Source organism: Micromonospora sp. CPCC 206061, from assembly GCF_036906915.1.
Taxonomy (GTDB): domain Bacteria; phylum Actinomycetota; class Actinomycetes; order Mycobacteriales; family Micromonosporaceae; genus Phytohabitans.
In genome coordinates this window covers 51,113-67,253 of sequence record NZ_JBAKHX010000037.1, presented here as the reverse complement: position 1 = coordinate 67,253, position 16,141 = coordinate 51,113, and the positions used below count along the sequence as shown (strand labels likewise).

The 16,141-nt window shown below is 70.1% G+C and carries 14 protein-coding genes; 7 read left to right on the top strand and 7 right to left on the bottom strand.

Features of this window, described 5'->3' with window-relative positions; all coding sequences use genetic code 11:
- The first annotated feature begins 1 nt into the window (after position 1).
- The gene (locus V6V89_RS23695; RefSeq protein ID WP_334621477.1) at positions 2-754 is read left to right on the top strand and encodes a phosphotransferase enzyme family protein; all 753 of its coding nucleotides are present in this window, start codon (positions 2-4) and stop codon (positions 752-754) included.
- On the opposite strand, the gene V6V89_RS23690 is transcribed toward V6V89_RS23695, so the two are convergent.
- Positions 746-1,144: an NUDIX hydrolase gene (locus V6V89_RS23690; protein ID WP_334621475.1), complete on the bottom strand. Its 399-nt coding sequence runs from the start codon at positions 1,142-1,144 to the stop codon at positions 746-748. The two genes, V6V89_RS23695 and V6V89_RS23690, sit on opposite strands and share 9 nt — an antisense overlap.
- 1,127 nt (positions 1,145-2,271) lie before the next feature.
- On the bottom strand, positions 2,272-2,400 hold the full coding sequence (locus V6V89_RS23685; protein WP_334621474.1) for a hypothetical protein: 129 nt from the start codon (positions 2,398-2,400) through the stop codon (positions 2,272-2,274).
- Between the two features lie 160 nt (positions 2,401-2,560).
- On the opposite strand from V6V89_RS23685, the gene V6V89_RS23680 reads away from it, so the two are divergent.
- Complete coding sequence (locus tag V6V89_RS23680) at positions 2,561-2,866, top strand: hypothetical protein (protein WP_334621473.1); 306 nt, start codon at positions 2,561-2,563, stop codon at positions 2,864-2,866.
- A 380-nt stretch (positions 2,867-3,246) separates the two neighbouring features.
- Here the strand turns inward: V6V89_RS23680 and V6V89_RS23675 are convergent, their stop codons facing one another.
- The 5 genes from V6V89_RS23675 to V6V89_RS23655 form a co-directional block, all read right to left on the bottom strand.
- Positions 3,247-3,381 carry a hypothetical protein gene (locus V6V89_RS23675; protein ID WP_334621472.1) on the bottom strand — a complete coding sequence of 45 codons (135 nt, stop codon included), beginning with the start codon at positions 3,379-3,381 and terminating at the stop codon, positions 3,247-3,249.
- An 82-nt stretch (positions 3,382-3,463) separates the two neighbouring features.
- A complete protein-coding gene (locus tag V6V89_RS23670) occupies positions 3,464-4,603 on the bottom strand; it encodes a DUF2330 domain-containing protein (protein ID WP_334621471.1) in 1,140 nt (379 codons plus the stop codon).
- A gap of 975 nt (positions 4,604-5,578) precedes the next feature.
- Positions 5,579-6,325 (bottom strand): hypothetical protein, encoded by a 747-nt coding sequence (locus V6V89_RS23665; RefSeq protein WP_334621470.1) that lies wholly within the window; start codon positions 6,323-6,325, stop codon positions 5,579-5,581.
- A 362-nt stretch (positions 6,326-6,687) separates the two neighbouring features.
- On the bottom strand, positions 6,688-7,239 hold the full coding sequence (locus V6V89_RS23660) for an SRPBCC family protein (RefSeq protein WP_334621469.1): 552 nt from the start codon (positions 7,237-7,239) through the stop codon (positions 6,688-6,690).
- Positions 7,240-7,489: 250 nt separating this feature from the next.
- Positions 7,490-9,340: a phosphatase PAP2 family protein gene (locus V6V89_RS23655; RefSeq protein ID WP_334621468.1), complete on the bottom strand. Its 1,851-nt coding sequence runs from the start codon at positions 9,338-9,340 to the stop codon at positions 7,490-7,492.
- A 192-nt stretch (positions 9,341-9,532) separates the two neighbouring features.
- On the opposite strand from V6V89_RS23655, the gene V6V89_RS23650 reads away from it, so the two are divergent.
- The 5 genes from V6V89_RS23650 (at position 9,533) to V6V89_RS23630 (ending at position 16,141) form a co-directional block, all read left to right on the top strand.
- Positions 9,533-11,401, top strand: coding sequence for a serine/threonine protein kinase (locus V6V89_RS23650; RefSeq protein WP_334621467.1), 1,869 nt, complete (start codon positions 9,533-9,535; stop codon positions 11,399-11,401).
- Between the two features lie 340 nt (positions 11,402-11,741).
- The gene (locus V6V89_RS23645) at positions 11,742-13,019 is read left to right on the top strand and encodes an ABC transporter substrate-binding protein (protein ID WP_334621465.1); all 1,278 of its coding nucleotides are present in this window, start codon (positions 11,742-11,744) and stop codon (positions 13,017-13,019) included.
- The gene (locus tag V6V89_RS23640; protein WP_334621464.1) at positions 13,016-13,963 is read left to right on the top strand and encodes a carbohydrate ABC transporter permease; all 948 of its coding nucleotides are present in this window, start codon (positions 13,016-13,018) and stop codon (positions 13,961-13,963) included. Before V6V89_RS23645 ends, V6V89_RS23640 begins: the two co-directional genes overlap by 4 nt.
- Positions 13,953-14,780 carry a carbohydrate ABC transporter permease gene (locus tag V6V89_RS23635; RefSeq protein ID WP_334621463.1) on the top strand — a complete coding sequence of 276 codons (828 nt, stop codon included), beginning with the start codon at positions 13,953-13,955 and terminating at the stop codon, positions 14,778-14,780. Before V6V89_RS23640 ends, V6V89_RS23635 begins: the two co-directional genes overlap by 11 nt.
- Entirely contained in the window at positions 14,777-16,141 is a 1,365-nt protein-coding gene (locus V6V89_RS23630) for a Gfo/Idh/MocA family oxidoreductase (protein ID WP_334621462.1), read from the top strand. The genes V6V89_RS23635 and V6V89_RS23630 overlap by 4 nt, the downstream gene beginning before the upstream one ends.

Sequence of the window (16,141 nt, the reverse complement as noted above, 5' to 3'; positions counted from 1 at the left end):
TGTGCTTGAAGGACCGCTACCTGGCAACGCCACAGCCGGGGTGGTGCGCGTTGGTGACACCGTGCGCCGCCCTGCCGGACCGTGGAGCGACGCCGTCGACGCCGTACTGTCGCACCTAGCGGCGGTCGGATTCGACGGCGCGCCCCGGCCACTCGGGCGCGACGCGCAGGGGCGGCAGGTCCTGGAGTACGTGCCCGGCGAGGTCGGCGACGTCACCGGCACCTACACCGAGGCCGAACTGGCCTCGATCGGCCGGATGCTCGCCGACCTGCATCTTGCTCTAGCTTCCTTCCAGCCACCCGCGGACGCGACGTGGAACGAGCTGATCCCACCGGATCGTGCGGATCAGATCTGCCACAACGACGTGGCACCGTGGAACCTCATCCGGTCCGCGCGCGGCTGGGTGCTCATCGACTGGGACGCCGCCGCGCCCAGCTCCCGCCTGTGGGACGTGGCGTACGCCGCCCAGAGCATGGCGGGCCTGCGCGCCAACCGCCCGGTATCCGAGTCGGCGGCCCGCCTCCGCGCCTTCGCCGGCGGCTACGGGCTCGACGAGGACGGGCGCACCGCACTGCCCGCCCTGCTGGGTCGGCGCGCCGGCGCGATGTGGGAAATGCTCCGCCAGGCCGCCGAGGAGCAGCGCCAACCGTGGGCGCGGATCTGGGTCGACGACGGCCCGTACTGGCGCTCCACCGCCGACTACCTGGACGCCAACATAGAGGCGTGGCACACCGCCCTCCGCGCATCAGAGTAGACGCGCCGTCGCGCGCAGGTGGTCGAAGATGACCCGGTCGACCGGGGATACGCGGTGGCGGTCGGCGTGGGTGAGCCAGGCGATCTCCTCGATCTCGTTGTCGGGGCGCAGCGTGCCCTGATAGTCGGCCGTGTAGCACGTCATCCGCACGATCCTGCCGTCCGGGTGCCCGTGAGCCTGGGCGTGGAACGTCCCCAGGTGCGCGGCGCTGTCGGCGACGATCGCGACGCTGAGCTCCTCGCGGATCTCGCGGGTCAGGGTGTCGAGGTCGCTCTCGCCGGGCTCTCGCTTCCCTCCAGGGATGTAGTAGACGTCCTTTCCGCGTGAACGGGAGCTGAGGATCACCCCGTCCTCCAGCCGGATCCAAGCGACCTTGTCGATGACGGTCACGGCCATCCTCCTCGTGGTGCCTTCCCCGGTCTGCGTCGTGCTGTCGGGGTGCGGATGGGCGGACGTCTTCTATGTTCGTCGGTGGTAGAGGTTGCGCCGGGGTTTGCGTTCGGTGTCCACATTCGCCCGACACGACACGCCGACGCGACGAAATTAGTTCCCGTGGGTTGTCGGGTGGTGGCGGGGGTGGTTTGAGGTTGCTGCGGCCGGGCTGCGACACGCTGTCGGGGTCGGGGGGTAGACCGGGGGTGGGCGCCGTGCTTGAACGGGGTTTGTCGGCGGTGGGCGGGGGTGTGCCCGCGCGGTTGTCGGCGGTGGGTGGGCGTTGTGTCCGTGCGGTCCTCGGCGGTGAGCGGGTGCTGTGTGCGCGCGATCCTCGGCGATGGGTGGGCGCGGTATCGGCACGGTTGTTGCCGGCGTCCGGCGGGCGCTGCGTCTCGTGCGCTGTCGGCCGTGGATGGCGCCGCGCTCGCGCGAGCTGCGGGGGTGTGCGGAGGCTGCGTTTGGCGCGGTTGTCGGCGGTGTGCGGAGGCTGCGTTTCGCGCGGTCGCCGGCGGTGCGCGGGCGCTGGGCCGGCGTGGTCCGGTTGGCCGCAAATCCGGCGCGAAGCCCGTCATCGATCAAGGCAGGTTGCATCGATCAAGGCCGAATGCACGTGGTTTTGAGATCGAACCGCGTGCGTTTGCCCTTGATCGACGGGAGAAGGCGGCGGAGCGGCGAGCCGGAAGGCGGCGAGGCCGGGGAGGGCGCGAGGGGGCCGGCCGGCGGCACCGGGGGAGTGGTCGCGAACCCGCCCATGTTCATGTAGAGCTGCCCGTCCGGGAAGTGCCGGCGGGCGGCGTGTCCCCAGTGGACGGACAGTGCCGTCTTGCCCACCCCGGCGGTGCCGAAACGCGTAGCAGGCGCGTACCGAGACGCGTCACGGCGCGGACCGATCGCGGTCCAGGCGTGGCCCAGGGCGCTATTGGCGCCCTATTGAGCACGGTCGAACGTGGACCTGCCGGGTGACGAGTCGGAGGCAGTGGCGTTGCTCCGAGAAGAGGGGCGTAGCGGCGACGCCGTGGACAGGATCCGGCCGGCGCTGTCAGTTGCCGTCAGTCAGCCGGACGTACCCGTCCCAGGCCTCATCAGGGGGTGAGGACCGCCTCCGGGCCGAACAGCACGACGTACTCGCCCATGAACACGTCAGGGTTTGTCCCGGTCAGCGCCACCACCTCGCCCGCGTCACTGAACACGAGAAGATTGGTCGACGACATGTAGCGACCGTGCAGGCTACTCTCGCCGACCACGTCCTCGATCTTCGTCTTTGTTGCACCCTCGCTGAAGAGCGCGTCTCGTCGCTGGCCTCCACGACGGCGGCCCGTCGGCGCGCGACCGGGTGGTGAGCCGGCCACCCCCGGCTGCTACAACTACGGCATGAACGAACCGGTCGCATATCCCCCTCAGCCAGGCACGCCGTGGATGCCCCCTTCCCCGGCCACGCGTAGCCGGGCCTACCGCGTGTGGGCCCAGGTGCTGCTGTGGGCACCGGTCGCGCTCACAATGATCGGCGTCGCGCTCGGCGCGGGACTCCTTGCGGTCGCCGATGCCGACCCGACGTACGGCTCGGCTGCGTATGGCTATCTCGGCCTCATGGCGTGGGGGATCCTCTTTGTGCTGTCGCCCGTCCTGCTCGGGTCGTTCATCGCCGGGCTCGTCATGGTGAACCGAGCGCGGCGCTGACGCACAGCTACACGTCGGTGAGGTGGCGCCAGGCTTCCGTCACCGCGAGGATCGCCGAGGGGGCCACGGCGGCGGTCAGCGCGAGGTGCGCCAGCTTGACGTCGGCGGGCCGCGAATCCGCCCGCGCCCAGCACGGCCACGGCGAGCACCTGGCCGAGGGCCACCAGGTATGTCGTCGAGGGGTCGCCGACGGCGTACTCGGCCAGCTGCGGCGCCGCCATCCGGTGAGCCCGGCCGGACCCGGTATTCGTACGGGCTCAGGGGCGTAGCGACGGGTCACCGGATCCCCGCGACGTGGAGCTGTCGGGTGGCGCGGGGTCGATGCTGGTCCTCACCAGCGAACCGCCCGGTGACACCCCCACCATCGAACGCGCTCGCGATCACCGCAGATGATACAGGGCGCCGTTGTCGAACGCCGCGAACCGTTTGGCGGTTCGCCGTCCGAGCACGCGCTCGGCGTGCTCCTTGGCGAACTCCAGTCGGGTCGACGGCCGGCCTGTTCCGCGGACTGTCACAGCATTCTCCTGTCGTGTCGTCGGCATAGTGTGCGTCAGCTTCGGACCGTGACCGGGCAAGGGTCCACTCGGGAGCACACCGTCAGGCCTTGGCCGACCGGCGGCGCGCGATCACGACGGCGCCGGCGACCAGTGCCAAGCCCAGCAGGATCAGCGGCACCGCGGGCATCGGCCACGGCGAGCGGACGTACTCCCTGACGATCACGACCGCGCGGTGGGGCTCATCGGTCGCGGAGCGGGTGAAGCGGATGTCGTCGGTGATCTGCGCCGGCCTGAACTCCCCGTCGTAGCGGGTCAGGAAACGCGGGCCGACCAACGCCGCGGACAGTGTCGGGTATTGCGGGTCCGGTTTCACCTCGCCCGCGAACGTCAGGTCGGGCGCGCTGCCCCTGGGCGCCGGATTGCTGATGTCCATCCGGTGGTCGGCCAGCACGTACAGGCGCAGCGGCTGCCTGCCCTCGGCTGTGGCCGACAGTCGCATCGGATAGACCGGCGTGTCGGTTTCGAAAGCCAGCCGCATCGGCGGTAGTCCGGCGGCGAGGCTGCCGGAGGTCGGGGCCAGGCGCACCGCGACGACGAGCCAACCCTCCGAGAGGTACGGTCCGAGCGCGCCTTCGAGGGCGGCGGGCAGGGTGAAGTCGTTGTCGCCCAGCCAGTTCGTGACGGCGGTGGCGTCGGTGCCGGCGAGTTGGGCGACCTCGTAGGGCCCGATCTCGACGTGGTCGACGACGGTGGCGCCGCGATCGGACTGCGGGGGTGCGCCCGCGCCGTCCCCGTCCACCGTCACGCGCCGCACCTCGACGTCCGGGCGGCTGATCCGGTCGAGTTCGGTGAACAGTTTCCCGTCTGCCACCTCGAACCGGGCGCGCGCGGGAACCGGCATCAGGAACGCCGCCTGGGTCGCCTCGGAACGCGCCTGCACCGAGAGGGTGATCGACTCAGTACGGCCGGTCAACTCCACCAGCGCGGTCTCCTGCTGCGCGCGCAGCTTGTCGTTGGCGACGAACGCCCCGCAGGCGCAGGCGCCGGACCTCGCGGGATCGACTGCCACCATCGCGACGGCGAGCGCAACCACCACCGCGATGCGGGTCGCTAAACGGCCGGTTGCCATGACCCGTCGGACGCGATCGACCGCGATCGAATTCCGCCATCCGGCTCGGCCGTCGTGCTCCTTGGCGATCTCCAGTCGGGTCGACGGCCGGCCTGTTCCGCGGACTGTCACAGCATTCTCCTGTCGTGTCGTCGGCATAGTGTGCGTCAGCCCCGGAGCGCGGCCGAACGAGGGTCTACTCAGGAGCACACCGTCAGGCCCTGGCCGACCGGCGGCGGCGCCGGCGCCGCCGCCCAGCGCCAAGCCCCAGGAGGATCAGCGACACCGCGGGCATCGATCGAGTTCCTCACTGAGACCGGCACTACCCGAGATGGCTGAACCTTCCGAGTGACACGGGCAGTCACGGGACAGGCGCCTACGAGACCTCTCAAGCTGATCTCATCGCTCCACCTGCTGCCGGCGACGGCGCGAGGAACGACGTGCGTTTCCAGTAGCGCGCGACGCGGCGGCTCCGGACTTTCGGCTTGCCCATGCTCGCCATGCCGAAACGCGTAGCAAGCGCGTACAAAGACGCGGCCCTGGCGCGCGGGTAACGCAGTCCAGACGCGTGGCCGAGCGTGCCCTCCATGGGTGCTCCCAGCCGTTGCGCCTGAACGCGCCCACGCCCAGCCAGACGCGCCGGCTCCACGAGTTACACACGGTGAACGTGATACGTCCGGCCGGGCATGCCAGGCCCCATGCCGAGACGGCTCTGCGGTCGAGGCGTGGTCTCGGCCGAGTTCGAGTGCATCGACGATTTCGAGGGGAGATAGAGCGCGGCACGGCGGTCATCGATCGCCTACAATGCCGCGCTCAGCCCCAGCCACAGATCAGTTACCGCTGTCGCTGGTGACCTCGACGGCGGCACCGAGGCTCGGCGCCACGCTCCTGGCGAGTGCGCCGGCACCGTCCAGATCCGCGCTCTCGCCACGACGATGCCCGCACGATCGTGTGTCAGACTCGCGCCCGTCGACACGGTCCTCCGCTTGTCACCTGTGCCCATCGATCCTCAGCTCTCGTCTTTCCACTCCGGTCCTTTCCGGCATTCGGTTCGCCGTTTCCGAAACGCGCGGAGCGGCTCATTCGTTCCCGCTGGATCAGCGCCCGCTATATCACCAGGGTGTCGAACCGGCCTTCCCGGCGGCGGACGTGCCCGCGCCATCCCGCCACCAGTGCGATGAAAGTCCAGCCGCTGCCACCGAGCACCAGCGACCCCAGCGTGGAGGTGGAGTCGACCCGATCGGCCACCTTGAGCGCGATCACACCGTCCGGATCGGTGAGAACGGTCAGGATGTCGCCGACCTGGTAGCCGGGGTTGCTGCCCTGATAGATCAGCGGCTCGCCGAGCGGCCCATCATCGCCCTCGAGCGTGAACGTGTGCCGCTTACCGGCGACCTCGGCGTCGACGATGGTTACCTCCTGGCGGACGCCGCGCTTCTCCAGCGCCAGGTCGGGGGCGAGTTCCACCGACCCCACGAGCACGAACAGGGCGGGAAGGAACGAGAGCAAGGACAGCCACATCGCCCGGTGCAGCATACGTACGACGATCATGAAGACCAGGCAGAAGGCGACTCCCGTCACGATCGAAATGACCTTCGACCCCACCGCGGCGTACGCGATGGCGGTGTTCAGCCCGATGAAAGCCAGGCCAAGCAGCACCACCAGCGCCGTCCTTGTAGCCGACTTGCCCGCAGGCCAGGCTCCCGCCCACGGGGTGGAACCGGTCGGCGGCGCCCCGGCCGGGCCGAATCCGTTCGAACCGAACCTGGCCGGAGGCGTTTCGGTGAATCGCTGGTCGGCTGGTCTTCCTTCGGCGGGTTGGATCTGGCCGGGTGGGGCGGGTTCGGGATGCACGACCAAGATCGTAGCCGCCGTCCTGGCGAGTGCGCCGGCATCGTCCAATCCGCGCCCTCCGCCACGACGATGCCCGCACGATCGGGTTGCAGCATCGCGCATACGACCGGGTACTGAGCGAACACCGCCGCGTACGCGGCGATCGCCTCGGCTGGGACGCCGCCGTCGTCTACACCAAACTCCACAACCGGCTCCTACGACCACTACCGGATACAGCCGCCGACCAACCCCAAACCCCACCCGCCCTCCGCCAAGCCCTGACCACCATCGACCAGCACGTCGAGGACTACATCACCCGCGCACGACTCAAAACCGCGGCCCGAAAACCTGACCTTCGTGTTCAGATTCCCGCACCCAAGGATCTATGTGACGCGCCTGGTGTGCTCGGGCTGCTCGCCGTCGCCGTGCCGTGCGTGCTCGGTTGATGGATCGGCCAGCATCTGCCGCGCGGCTGCGATGACAATCGGGTCGCCGCACCCTGCGGCGTATCCGGCGATCCGACGGCGGATGTCGCGGCGGAGCACTAACGTACCGATTCGGTCGGCGATCGGGCGCAGCAGGGCCGGCCGGCAGCGGAAGCTGTATCGCCAGGTAGCTACCGTGTGACCAGGCTCGGCCGCGGGCGTGAACCGCCACCCGCCGGCGAACATCTCGAAGAACCAGGGCCCCTGCACCATCTTCATGCCGACGTGGGTCGGCGGAGCGAAGGAGACGTACTCGCTGACCATTGTCAGGCCGTGCCGGGACTGCGTGAAGGTGCGCACGCCCTTGCCTGGTCGGGTGGCACCGCCGGTGAAGTACTGCTTGCGCACGAACGGGTCCCACCGGTAGCGGACCGGCGCGCTGGTCTGGGACACGGCGAAGGCCAGATCCGGGGGGACAGCGACAGTAATCATCGCCTCGATGACAGGCATGGGTCGCATTGTTGCCCATGAAGCCACTCAGAGGCCCAGCAGTACCCGAGTCATGGGGCCGACGGCGCTGCCAGCAGGAGGCGCCCGGCTGGAGCAGCAGCGCGGCCAGCAGCGTGCGCTGCCGGCCGGACGCCAGCGGTACGCTCGCGCCCCCGGCCTCGACCTCGACGACCAGCGGGCCGAGCAGTCCAAACCTCACCGCGCCATCCTCACATGGCCGTGTCCGCTGGCGCGCTTGCTCGCTCTCGCGTTATGCGGGGAAGAGGCGGATCGCTACGCCGGTGCTGCTGTACACCGGCAGTGCGCGCAGGCCGCTTGCCGCGACCCTTACGGTGCCGAAGGTGCCGCGGACCCAGCCGGCCCGGATCAGCTGCACTGTGCGGCCGGTGGCGGGGACGTGCTTGGGGTCCAGCCGGACCTCCAGCGTGCTGTCGCGGGCCAGGGTGAGTGCTCCGCCGATTACCAGCGAGGGCGGGCCGTTGGTGCTGGCGGTCACCGCGAGCGTGGCGGCGCCGACGTGGAGGTTGCCGCGACCAAAGGCCTCCCGGGAGCCGGCGACCAGGGTGCCGGCCGCGACTGTGGTGCCGCCGCTGTACCGGTTGTCGCCCGACAGGGTCAGCGTGCCGCTGCCCCGCTTGGTGAGACCGCCGCAGCCGGCGATGTCGTTGCGCCACGCGTCCGCCGCGTGGAAGCCGCCGAGCGCCGCGTCGAGGGTCACCTCGACGCCGGAGTCGAAGGCGCCGTAGCCGTCCGCCGCGGCGAACAGGTTCAACCGGCCCCACAGCTCCGGGCTGTCCAGCAGCACGTACCCGGATGGCAACGCCGTCGTGCGCAGCACCTCGCGGCGCTGCGCCGCGGAGAGGTACGGCTGGCGGGTCTCCAGGAGCACCTCGGCGCCCTTGGGTACGACCATCTTCGCGGGGCGGCCGGTGCGCGGCAGGATGTACGTCAGTCGCGGCGTGAGCGCGCGGGCGTTGGCCTCCCGGTCCGCGTACGGATCGATGTCCACAGTGGATGAGTGTGCGTACGCGTACAGGTCGGTGGTGCCCGTCTGCGCGGCGAAGTACTCCAGCGCCTGGGCGCGGGCAGCCGCCTTCAGGGTGGCGTTCACCGGGTTGGACAGCGTCGCCGCGGCCAGCGCCGTGCCGAGGATGCGCCCGCCGATGACATCCAGCGGAGAGTGCATGCCGGCGATGATGCGGGTGTGCGCTTCGGCGGCGGCGTGGGCCATCAGCTCCTGGAAGCGCTCCGGCACCGCGTACGCGTAAGCAAGCCCCGCCAGGTACACGGCGTTGGTGTGGCCGCTGACGAAGCCGCCGTCGTCGACCGGGCTCTTGCTGCGCTGGCGGAGCAACTGCGGAACCACGATCACGTCGGTCTCGTAGATCGGGTACCCCAGGGCGTCGACGGCACCGGTGTCGACCACCTCGCTGTCGGGATTCAGTCGCCAGGGCCGCGGGTACTGGTAGCCGTACTTGCTGGGGTTGCTCGACGTGAACGGCCCGCGCACCGCGTTGACGAGCTGGGCGACCAGGCCGAGAGCGGAGTCGGTGGCGCCGGATCCGAGCGCGGACCCGGGCGGGGCGTCCGCTGGCAGGGTGTCGCTGATCGTGGTCGGCGGTGTGCCGTCGGGGGCGCTGGTGATGCCGGTGACCGCCTTGGCGCCGGTCCGGTACAGGGCGGCGAGTGGGCCCAGGCCGGCGATCATGGAGTAGCTCTGGTGCTGCCGGTCGACGATGAACGCCTCCTTCGCCTGGGCCTCGGTGCGGGTGGCGGTGACGCGGGCGCAGTACCGGAGGTTGGCCCGCAGGATGTCCAGGTCGAGCGGGATGCCGCTGTCCCAGGTGCTGCCGGTCTTCCACAGGCGCTGCATGCCGGTGAGGATGCGGACCGCGGCGTTCGTCTCAGGCGTGATGTTGGGCAGCTCGTTGGTGCTGTACGAGTCGACGAACGGCAGCGCCGCCGGCGTGGTCTCGGCGGCCGCGGCGACGGCGGGCGCCGCCTGTGCGGCCGAGCCGACCAGTGGGCCAGCGACGATGCCGGTCGCGGCGCCGGTGGCGGCTCCGAGGGTAGTACGCAGAAAGCGCCGACGATCGATCATGTTGTTCTCCCATCTCCGGGCACGAGACATTAGCGGAGCTGCGTGGACTTTGGAAAGACGTCCTTACAAACTGGTGGATAAAACCGGACGAACTAGGGGACTGTCGCGAGTGGCGGGTGGGGTGGCATGCTGTCGCGGAGTGTGACGGGGAGGCGGCCCCGCCGGGGTCGCGCACGAGCGGGGTGACCTTCGATGACGGGCGAGCCTGGGTCCCGGACGGCGCCGTTGCGTCCGAGCGACCCTGAGCGGCTGGGGCGCTACGAACTGCTGGGGCGGCTCGGCGAGGGCGGCATGGGCACCGTGTACCTCGCGCGCGCGGCGGACGGCAAGCTCGTCGCGCTCAAGGTGGTACGCGCCGACGTGCTCGACGACGAGTTCCGGCGGCGCTTCCGCAGCGAGGTCAACCGGGCCCGGCAGGTGCCGCCGTTCTGCACCGCCGAGGTGCTCGACGCCGACCCGGACCACGAGCGGCCCTACCTCGTCGTGGAGTACGTCGACGCGCCCAACCTGTCGACCGTCGTCGAGGAGCGCGGCCCGCTCAGCCCGGCCAACCTGCACAGCTTCGCGATCGGGGTGGCGACCGCGCTGACCGCGATCCACGGCGCGGGCGTCATCCACCGCGATCTCAAGCCCAGCAACGTGTTGCTGGCGCCGGGCAGCCCGAAGGTCATCGACTTCGGCATCGCGCGCGCCGTCGAGCCCACCAGCCGGCACACCGACACCAACCAGATGCTCGGCACCGTGGCGTACATGGCTCCGGAGCGGTTCGGCCCCGACGCCGGCACGGAGATCACGCAGGCGGCGGACGTCTTCGCGTGGGGCGCGGTCGTCGCGTACGCCGGCACCGGCCGCACCCCGTTCGCCGCCGACTCGCCGCCCGTGATCGCGGCCCGCATCCTGACCCAGCCGCCCAACCTGACCGGCCTGGTGCCGCCGATCCGCGACCTGGTCGAGCGCGCCCTTTCCAAGACGCCCACAGAGCGGCCCACCGCCCGGGAGCTGCTCGACCTGCTGCTCGGCGCCACGTCCGACCGTTCGCCGGAGCTGGCGGCGGCGCTCGATCGGCAGCCCGCGCTGCGGGTCGCCGCCGAAGAGGCGCAGGCGGCCACCGAGCCGCACGCGTCGCGCCACCTCACTGCCGCGGCCGCGCCGGCGTACCTGGCGGATGTCGCGGCCGGCGAGACCGAGCCCGCCGCGAGGGTCGCGCCCGCGGCCGGCGACGAGACGCCGGCCCTCGCGGCGATCGGCTTCTGCGAACCGGCACCGGCCGCACCGCCCGTCGCCCCCACGCGCGGCGGCCGGAGCGGGCGGATCGCCGTGCTCGCGGTGGCGCTCGCCGTGCTCGTCACGTCGCTGACCGTCGCCGGTGTGGCCACCGGCGTGCTTCCGCTGGGCCGGATCGGCGGTCCATCGGCCGGCGGTGCGAGCCCGTCGGCGACGGGAGCGACGGCTAGCGCCGCACCCAGCGCGCCGGCCGCCTCGCCGACCGTCGTCAGCCCGCCGCCCAGCAAGGTCGTCCTGCTGGACCCGCTGACCGAGCCGAGCCTGTGGCCGACCCGGGACGAGCCGGTGCAACTCGCCACGTGCGGTTACGACGGCGGTCTCGTCGTCACGCGCGGCAAGCAGGGCCCGTACCGGTGCCGCGGTCCCATGGACCAGTACACGGACTTCATCTTCTCCGTCGACGTGCGGCTGCTCACCGAGGGCAGCTGCGCGGGCATGTGGTTCCGCTTCGCGCAGAACGCCGGGTACCTCGCGCGGATCTGCCCGGAGGGCTTCTACGTGGCGACCCACGGCGTCAACGACGCGGCGGAGGTGACGGTGCTGCGCACGATGCCGTTCATCACCCCGATCGCGCTCGACACGAAGACCCGGATCGCCATCACCGTGCGGGGCTCGTCGATCGCGCTCGACCGCGACGGCTACCGCATCGGCGAGCTGACGGACGCCACGTTCGCGCAGGGCCGCATCGTGCTGGGCATCTACCCCGAGCTCACCGAGCACCAGCCGCCGTTCGAGGTCGCCTTCACCAATGTGGAGGTTCGGGCCATAACCGGGTAGCGGAGGCACCGGCCGGCGGTGGCAGACCCGCCGGGCGGCACGGCCTAGTTGCCGATGCTGGCTTGGGGACCGGCGTACGTGCGCAGCAGCGCGGGCACGTCGGCGGCCGGGTGTTGGGGCACCACTGTAGGGACGGCAAAGATTAGGGCCATTGGCTTTCGGTAATCACTCTCCGGGTTTGTTTCATGGGTTGACGTAACCCGAAACTCCGCCGTAACCTGCTGCGGAGCGGTGTCCGGCGCCAATCCCCCATCGACAGCGGGCACTTTTCTCCGAAGGGATCGCATCCCCCATGGTCGATAGACTCCCAAGATCCGTTAACCGCAGAGATGTCATCCGTGTGGCCGGGCTCGCCGGTCTCGCCGGCCTCGGGCTGTCCGCGTGCGGCCGCGGCTTCGGCGGTGGCGACGACGAGCCGGAGGGCGGCGCCGTCCAGCTCAACATGGTCTGGTGGGGCGACGCCAAGCGTGCCGAGAAGACCCAGGCCGCGCTGACCGCCTTCCAGGCGAAGAACCCCGGCATCACCGTCAAGACCGAGTACCAGGACAGCGGGCCCTACAAGGACAAGCTCGCCACCCGCTTCGCCGCCGGCGACCCGCCGGACATCATGGCGATGCGCATGGACAGCCTGCGCGAGTACGCCGACCGCGGCGCGCTGCTCGACCTCGGCCAGCACGGCGGCGCCGTCGACCTGGGCGGCCTCAGCGACAGCGCCCGGACGCTCGCCGAGGTCGGCGACAAGACCTACGGCGTACCGGCCGGCCTCAACGCGATCGGCTTCGTTGTCAACAAGACGCTGACCGACAAGTTCGGCGTGACCATCCCCGACGGCAACACGTGGAGCTGGGCCGACCTGGCCGCGTTCGCGAAGCAGGTCACCCAGGCCAGCGGAAAGAAGGTGTACGGGACCGCGTTCGAGCCGGCCACGCTGGCCAACATCATCGTGTTCACGCGGCAGCGCGGCGAGGACTTCTACAACGCCGAGGGCGGGCTGGGCATCAGCGAGGCCACCGTGGTGGCCTGGTTCGAGATGATCAACAACATGCGCGCCGCTGGCGGGTTCCCGCCGCCCGGCTTCATCGAGAACGTGGGCGCCTCCGCCGAGCAGTCGTATCTGGCCAAGGGCGCGATCGCGTCGCAGATCATCCCCACCAACAACTTCCTGTCGTACAACGCGGCGGCCGGCGGCAACCTGGAGCTGCTGCGGATACCGGGGGAGACCCAGGGGGCGCGGCGCGGCCAGTCCGTCGACTGCCCGCACCTGTGGTCGATCGCGTCCGCGTCCAAGCACCGCGACGAGGCGCTCAAGCTGCTCAACTTCCTGGTCAACGACGTTGAGGCGTCGAAGGCCACCGGCACCACCCGCGGGGTGCCGCCGAACTCCACGGTCGCCGAGGAGATCAAGCCCGGGCTGCAGGAGGACGACCAGCTCGCCACCGAGTACCTGGCCGGCCTTCAGAAGGAGAGCCTGCCGCGCTCGTACACCTACCCGCCCGGCTCCTCCAAGATCGCGTCCAGCCTCGCGACAATCGCCACCGAGGTCGAGTTCAAGCGCCAGACCCCGCAGCAGGCCGCGAAGGCGTTCCTGGACGCGGGCCGGAAGGCGCTCGGCAAGTGACGTCGGGCACGACAACGCACGCGCCGGCCGGGTCCGTCACACGTGACGTCCCGGCAGCGCCGCGGCGGCGGGTCACGAAGCGCAAGGACCGGGCCGGGTACCTCTTCCTGTTGCCCTGGTTCATCGGGATGCTCTTCACGGTCGTCCCGTTCTTCGCCTCGCTCTACCTGGCCTTCACCGACTACAACCTGCTGAACCATCCACAGTGGATCGGGTTGGGCAACTTCCGGGAGATGCTCGACGACCCGCTGTTGCGGCAGTCGCTGAAGGTCACGTTCATCTACACGTTCGTGTCGGTGCCGCTGTCGCTTGTCGTGGCGCTGGGCGTGGCGATGGTGCTGAACCAGGGCATCAGGGGCCTGCCGGTGTACCGGGCGGTGTTCTACCTGCCGTCGCTGCTGGGCGGCAGCGTGGCCATCGTGCTGCTGTGGCGGTACGTCTTCGGCCTAAACGGGATCGTCAACGCGTTCCTGGGCTGGTGGGGCATCGAAGGTCCAGGGTGGACGTCCGATCCGGACTACGCGCTCACCACGCTCATCATCCTGCACGTCTGGACGTTCGGCTCACCGATGGTCATCTTCCTGGCCGGGCTGCGCCAGATTCCCACCATGTACTACGAGGCCGCCGCCGTCGACGGGGCCTCGCGATGGCGGCAGTTCCGCTCGATCACGCTGCCGCTGCTGAGCCCCATCATCTTCTTCAACCTCATCCAGTCTCTGATCTCGTCGTTCCAGACGTTCACGCAGGGCTTCATCATGAGCGGCGGCACCGGCGGCCCGGCGGACTCCACGATGTTCTACAACCTGTACCTGTACCAGCAGGGCTTCTCGCAGTTCCACATGGGATACGCGTCGGCGATGGCCTGGATGCTGCTGGTCATCATCGCGGCGTTCACCGCCCTGAACTTCCTGGCCGCCAAGTATTGGGTGTTCTATGACAACTAGGAAGCGGTTCGCCCGCCACGTCGTGCTCTGCTTCGTCGGCGCGGTCATGATGTACCCGCTGCTGTGGATGGTCTCCAGCTCGCTCAAGCCCAGCCGCGACATCTTCACCGACCTATCGCTGTGGCCCTCCAACTGGGACTTCAGCAACTACCCGGACGGCTGGACGGCGCTGGAGCAGCCGTTCACCGTCTACATGGTCAACTCGCTGGTCATCGTCGTGCTGAGCATCATCGGCAACCTGGTCTCGTGCTCGCTTGCCGCGTACGGGTTCGCCCGGCTCAACTTCACGGGCCGCAAGCTCTTCTTCGTCCTGATGCTCGGCACCATGATGCTGCCCGGTCACGTGCTGCTCGTGCCGCAGTACATCGTCTTCGCCAAGCTCGACTGGATCAACACGTACTACCCACTACTGGTGCCGAACTTCCTCGCCACCAACGCGTTCTACATCTTCCTGATGGTGCAGTTCATGCGGTCGCTGCCGCGCGAGCTCGACGACGCCGCCCGGATCGACGGCTGCGGGCCGTTCCGCACGTTCTGGAGCGTCATCATGCCGCTGTGCCTGCCGGCGTTCGCCACCACCGCCATCTTCACGTTCATCTCGGTGTGGAACGAGTTTTTCGGCCCGCTCATCTACCTGACCGACTCCGAGCTGTACACGGTGCCGCTGGCGCTGCGGCAGTTCATCGACTCGGAAGGGCAGTCCCAGTGGGGGCAGATGTTCGCCATGTCGTTCCTGTCCCTGGCGCCAGTCATCGGGTTCTTCATCGCCGGCCAGAAGTACCTGGTCAAGGGCATCGCCACGACGGGGCTCAAATGAGGCGGTACGCGTTCGTCGGCACCGGCTCGCGGGTCCAGATGTACCTTGCCGCGCTGCTCGGCTCGCATGCCGGCGCCGGGTACCCGGTGGCGTTCTGCGACACCAACGAGGTGCGCATGGCATACCACGACCGGGTCGTCGCCGACGCCCGGCCCGACCTGCGGGTGCCGCACTACCCGGCCGGCGACTTCGACGCGCTGCTGGGGCGGGAGCGGCCGGACGTCGTCGTGGTGACCTCGCCGGACGCCACGCACGCCGGGTACGTCGGCGCGGCGCTGCGCCACGGCGCCGACGTCGTCGTGGAGAAGCCCATGACGACCGACCTCGCGGGGCTGCGTCAGATCCGCGACGCGCTCGCGGCACCCGGCGCGGGGCGGCTCACCGTCACCTTCAACTACCGGTACTCGCCGCGCAATACGCTCGTGCGGCGGCTCATCGCCGACGGCACGATCGGCGAGGTCACGTCGGTGGCGTTCGAATGGTGCCTCGACACCGTGCACGGCGCCGACTACTTCCGCCGCTGGCACCGCGACAAGGCCACATCCGGCGGGCTGCTGGTGCACAAGGCCAGCCACCACTTCGACCTCGTCAACTGGTGGCTCGCCGACCTGCCCGAGGTGGCCTTCGCGCGCGGCGGGCTGCGCTTCTACGGCGACGACAACGCCCGCCGACGCGGGCTCGGTGCGCGCCCGGACCGCAGCCGCGACGCCGCCGACCCCGGCGACCCGTTCGGACTGGACATCACCGCCGACGACAAGCTGCGCGAGCTGTACCACGCGGGCGAGCACCTGGACGGGTACATCCGGGACCGGGACGTGTTCTCCGGCGGTATCACCATCGAAGACAACCTCAGCGTCGTCGTCGGCTACCGGCGGGGCGCCTCGATGGCGTACACCCTGCACGCGCACAGCCCCTGGGAGGGGTACCGGGTCGCGGTCAACGGCACCGCCGGGCGCATCGAGCTCGACGTCGTCGAGCGCGGCCACGTCGTCCCCGCCACGGCCCGGGCCGCCATCGGCGCCGCCACCGCCGTGGTCGACCCCAGCGCCGCCGTGGCACACCCCAACGGCGGCGGTCCGCGGCCGCGCGGCGCCCGCCTTCTGCTGCAACGCCATTGGGAGCCGGCCGAGGAGGTACCGATTCCGAGCGGGACCGGCAGCCACGGCGGCGGCGACGCGATGCTGCTCGACGACGTGTTTCGCGGGCCCGACATCTGTGACCCGTTGCGGCGGCAGGCAGGCTATGTGGACGGTGCCGCCAGCGTGCTGGTCGGCGTGGCGGGCAACGAGTCGCTGCGCACCGGGCAGGCAGTGTACGTGGCGGACCTCGGGTTGCCGCCGCTGACGACGGGGGAGGTTTGA

Bases quoted from the DNA above. Each gene is read 5' to 3' on its own strand.
- V6V89_RS23685 (WP_334621474.1), bottom strand. From the start codon at position 2,400: ATGTCGTCGACCAATCTTCTCGTGTTCAGTGACGCGGGCGAGGTGGTG.
- V6V89_RS23680 (WP_334621473.1), top strand. From the start codon at position 2,561: ATGAACGAACCGGTCGCATATCCCCCTCAGCCAGGCACGCCGTGGATG.
- V6V89_RS23660 (WP_334621469.1), bottom strand. From the start codon at position 7,239: ATGCCTGTCATCGAGGCGATGATTACTGTCGCTGTCCCCCCGGATCTG.
- V6V89_RS23655 (WP_334621468.1), bottom strand. From the start codon at position 9,340: ATGATCGATCGTCGGCGCTTTCTGCGTACTACCCTCGGAGCCGCCACC.
- V6V89_RS23650 (WP_334621467.1), top strand. From the start codon at position 9,533: ATGACGGGCGAGCCTGGGTCCCGGACGGCGCCGTTGCGTCCGAGCGAC.
- V6V89_RS23635 (WP_334621463.1), top strand. From the start codon at position 13,953: ATGACAACTAGGAAGCGGTTCGCCCGCCACGTCGTGCTCTGCTTCGTC.
- V6V89_RS23630 (WP_334621462.1), top strand. From the start codon at position 14,777: ATGAGGCGGTACGCGTTCGTCGGCACCGGCTCGCGGGTCCAGATGTAC.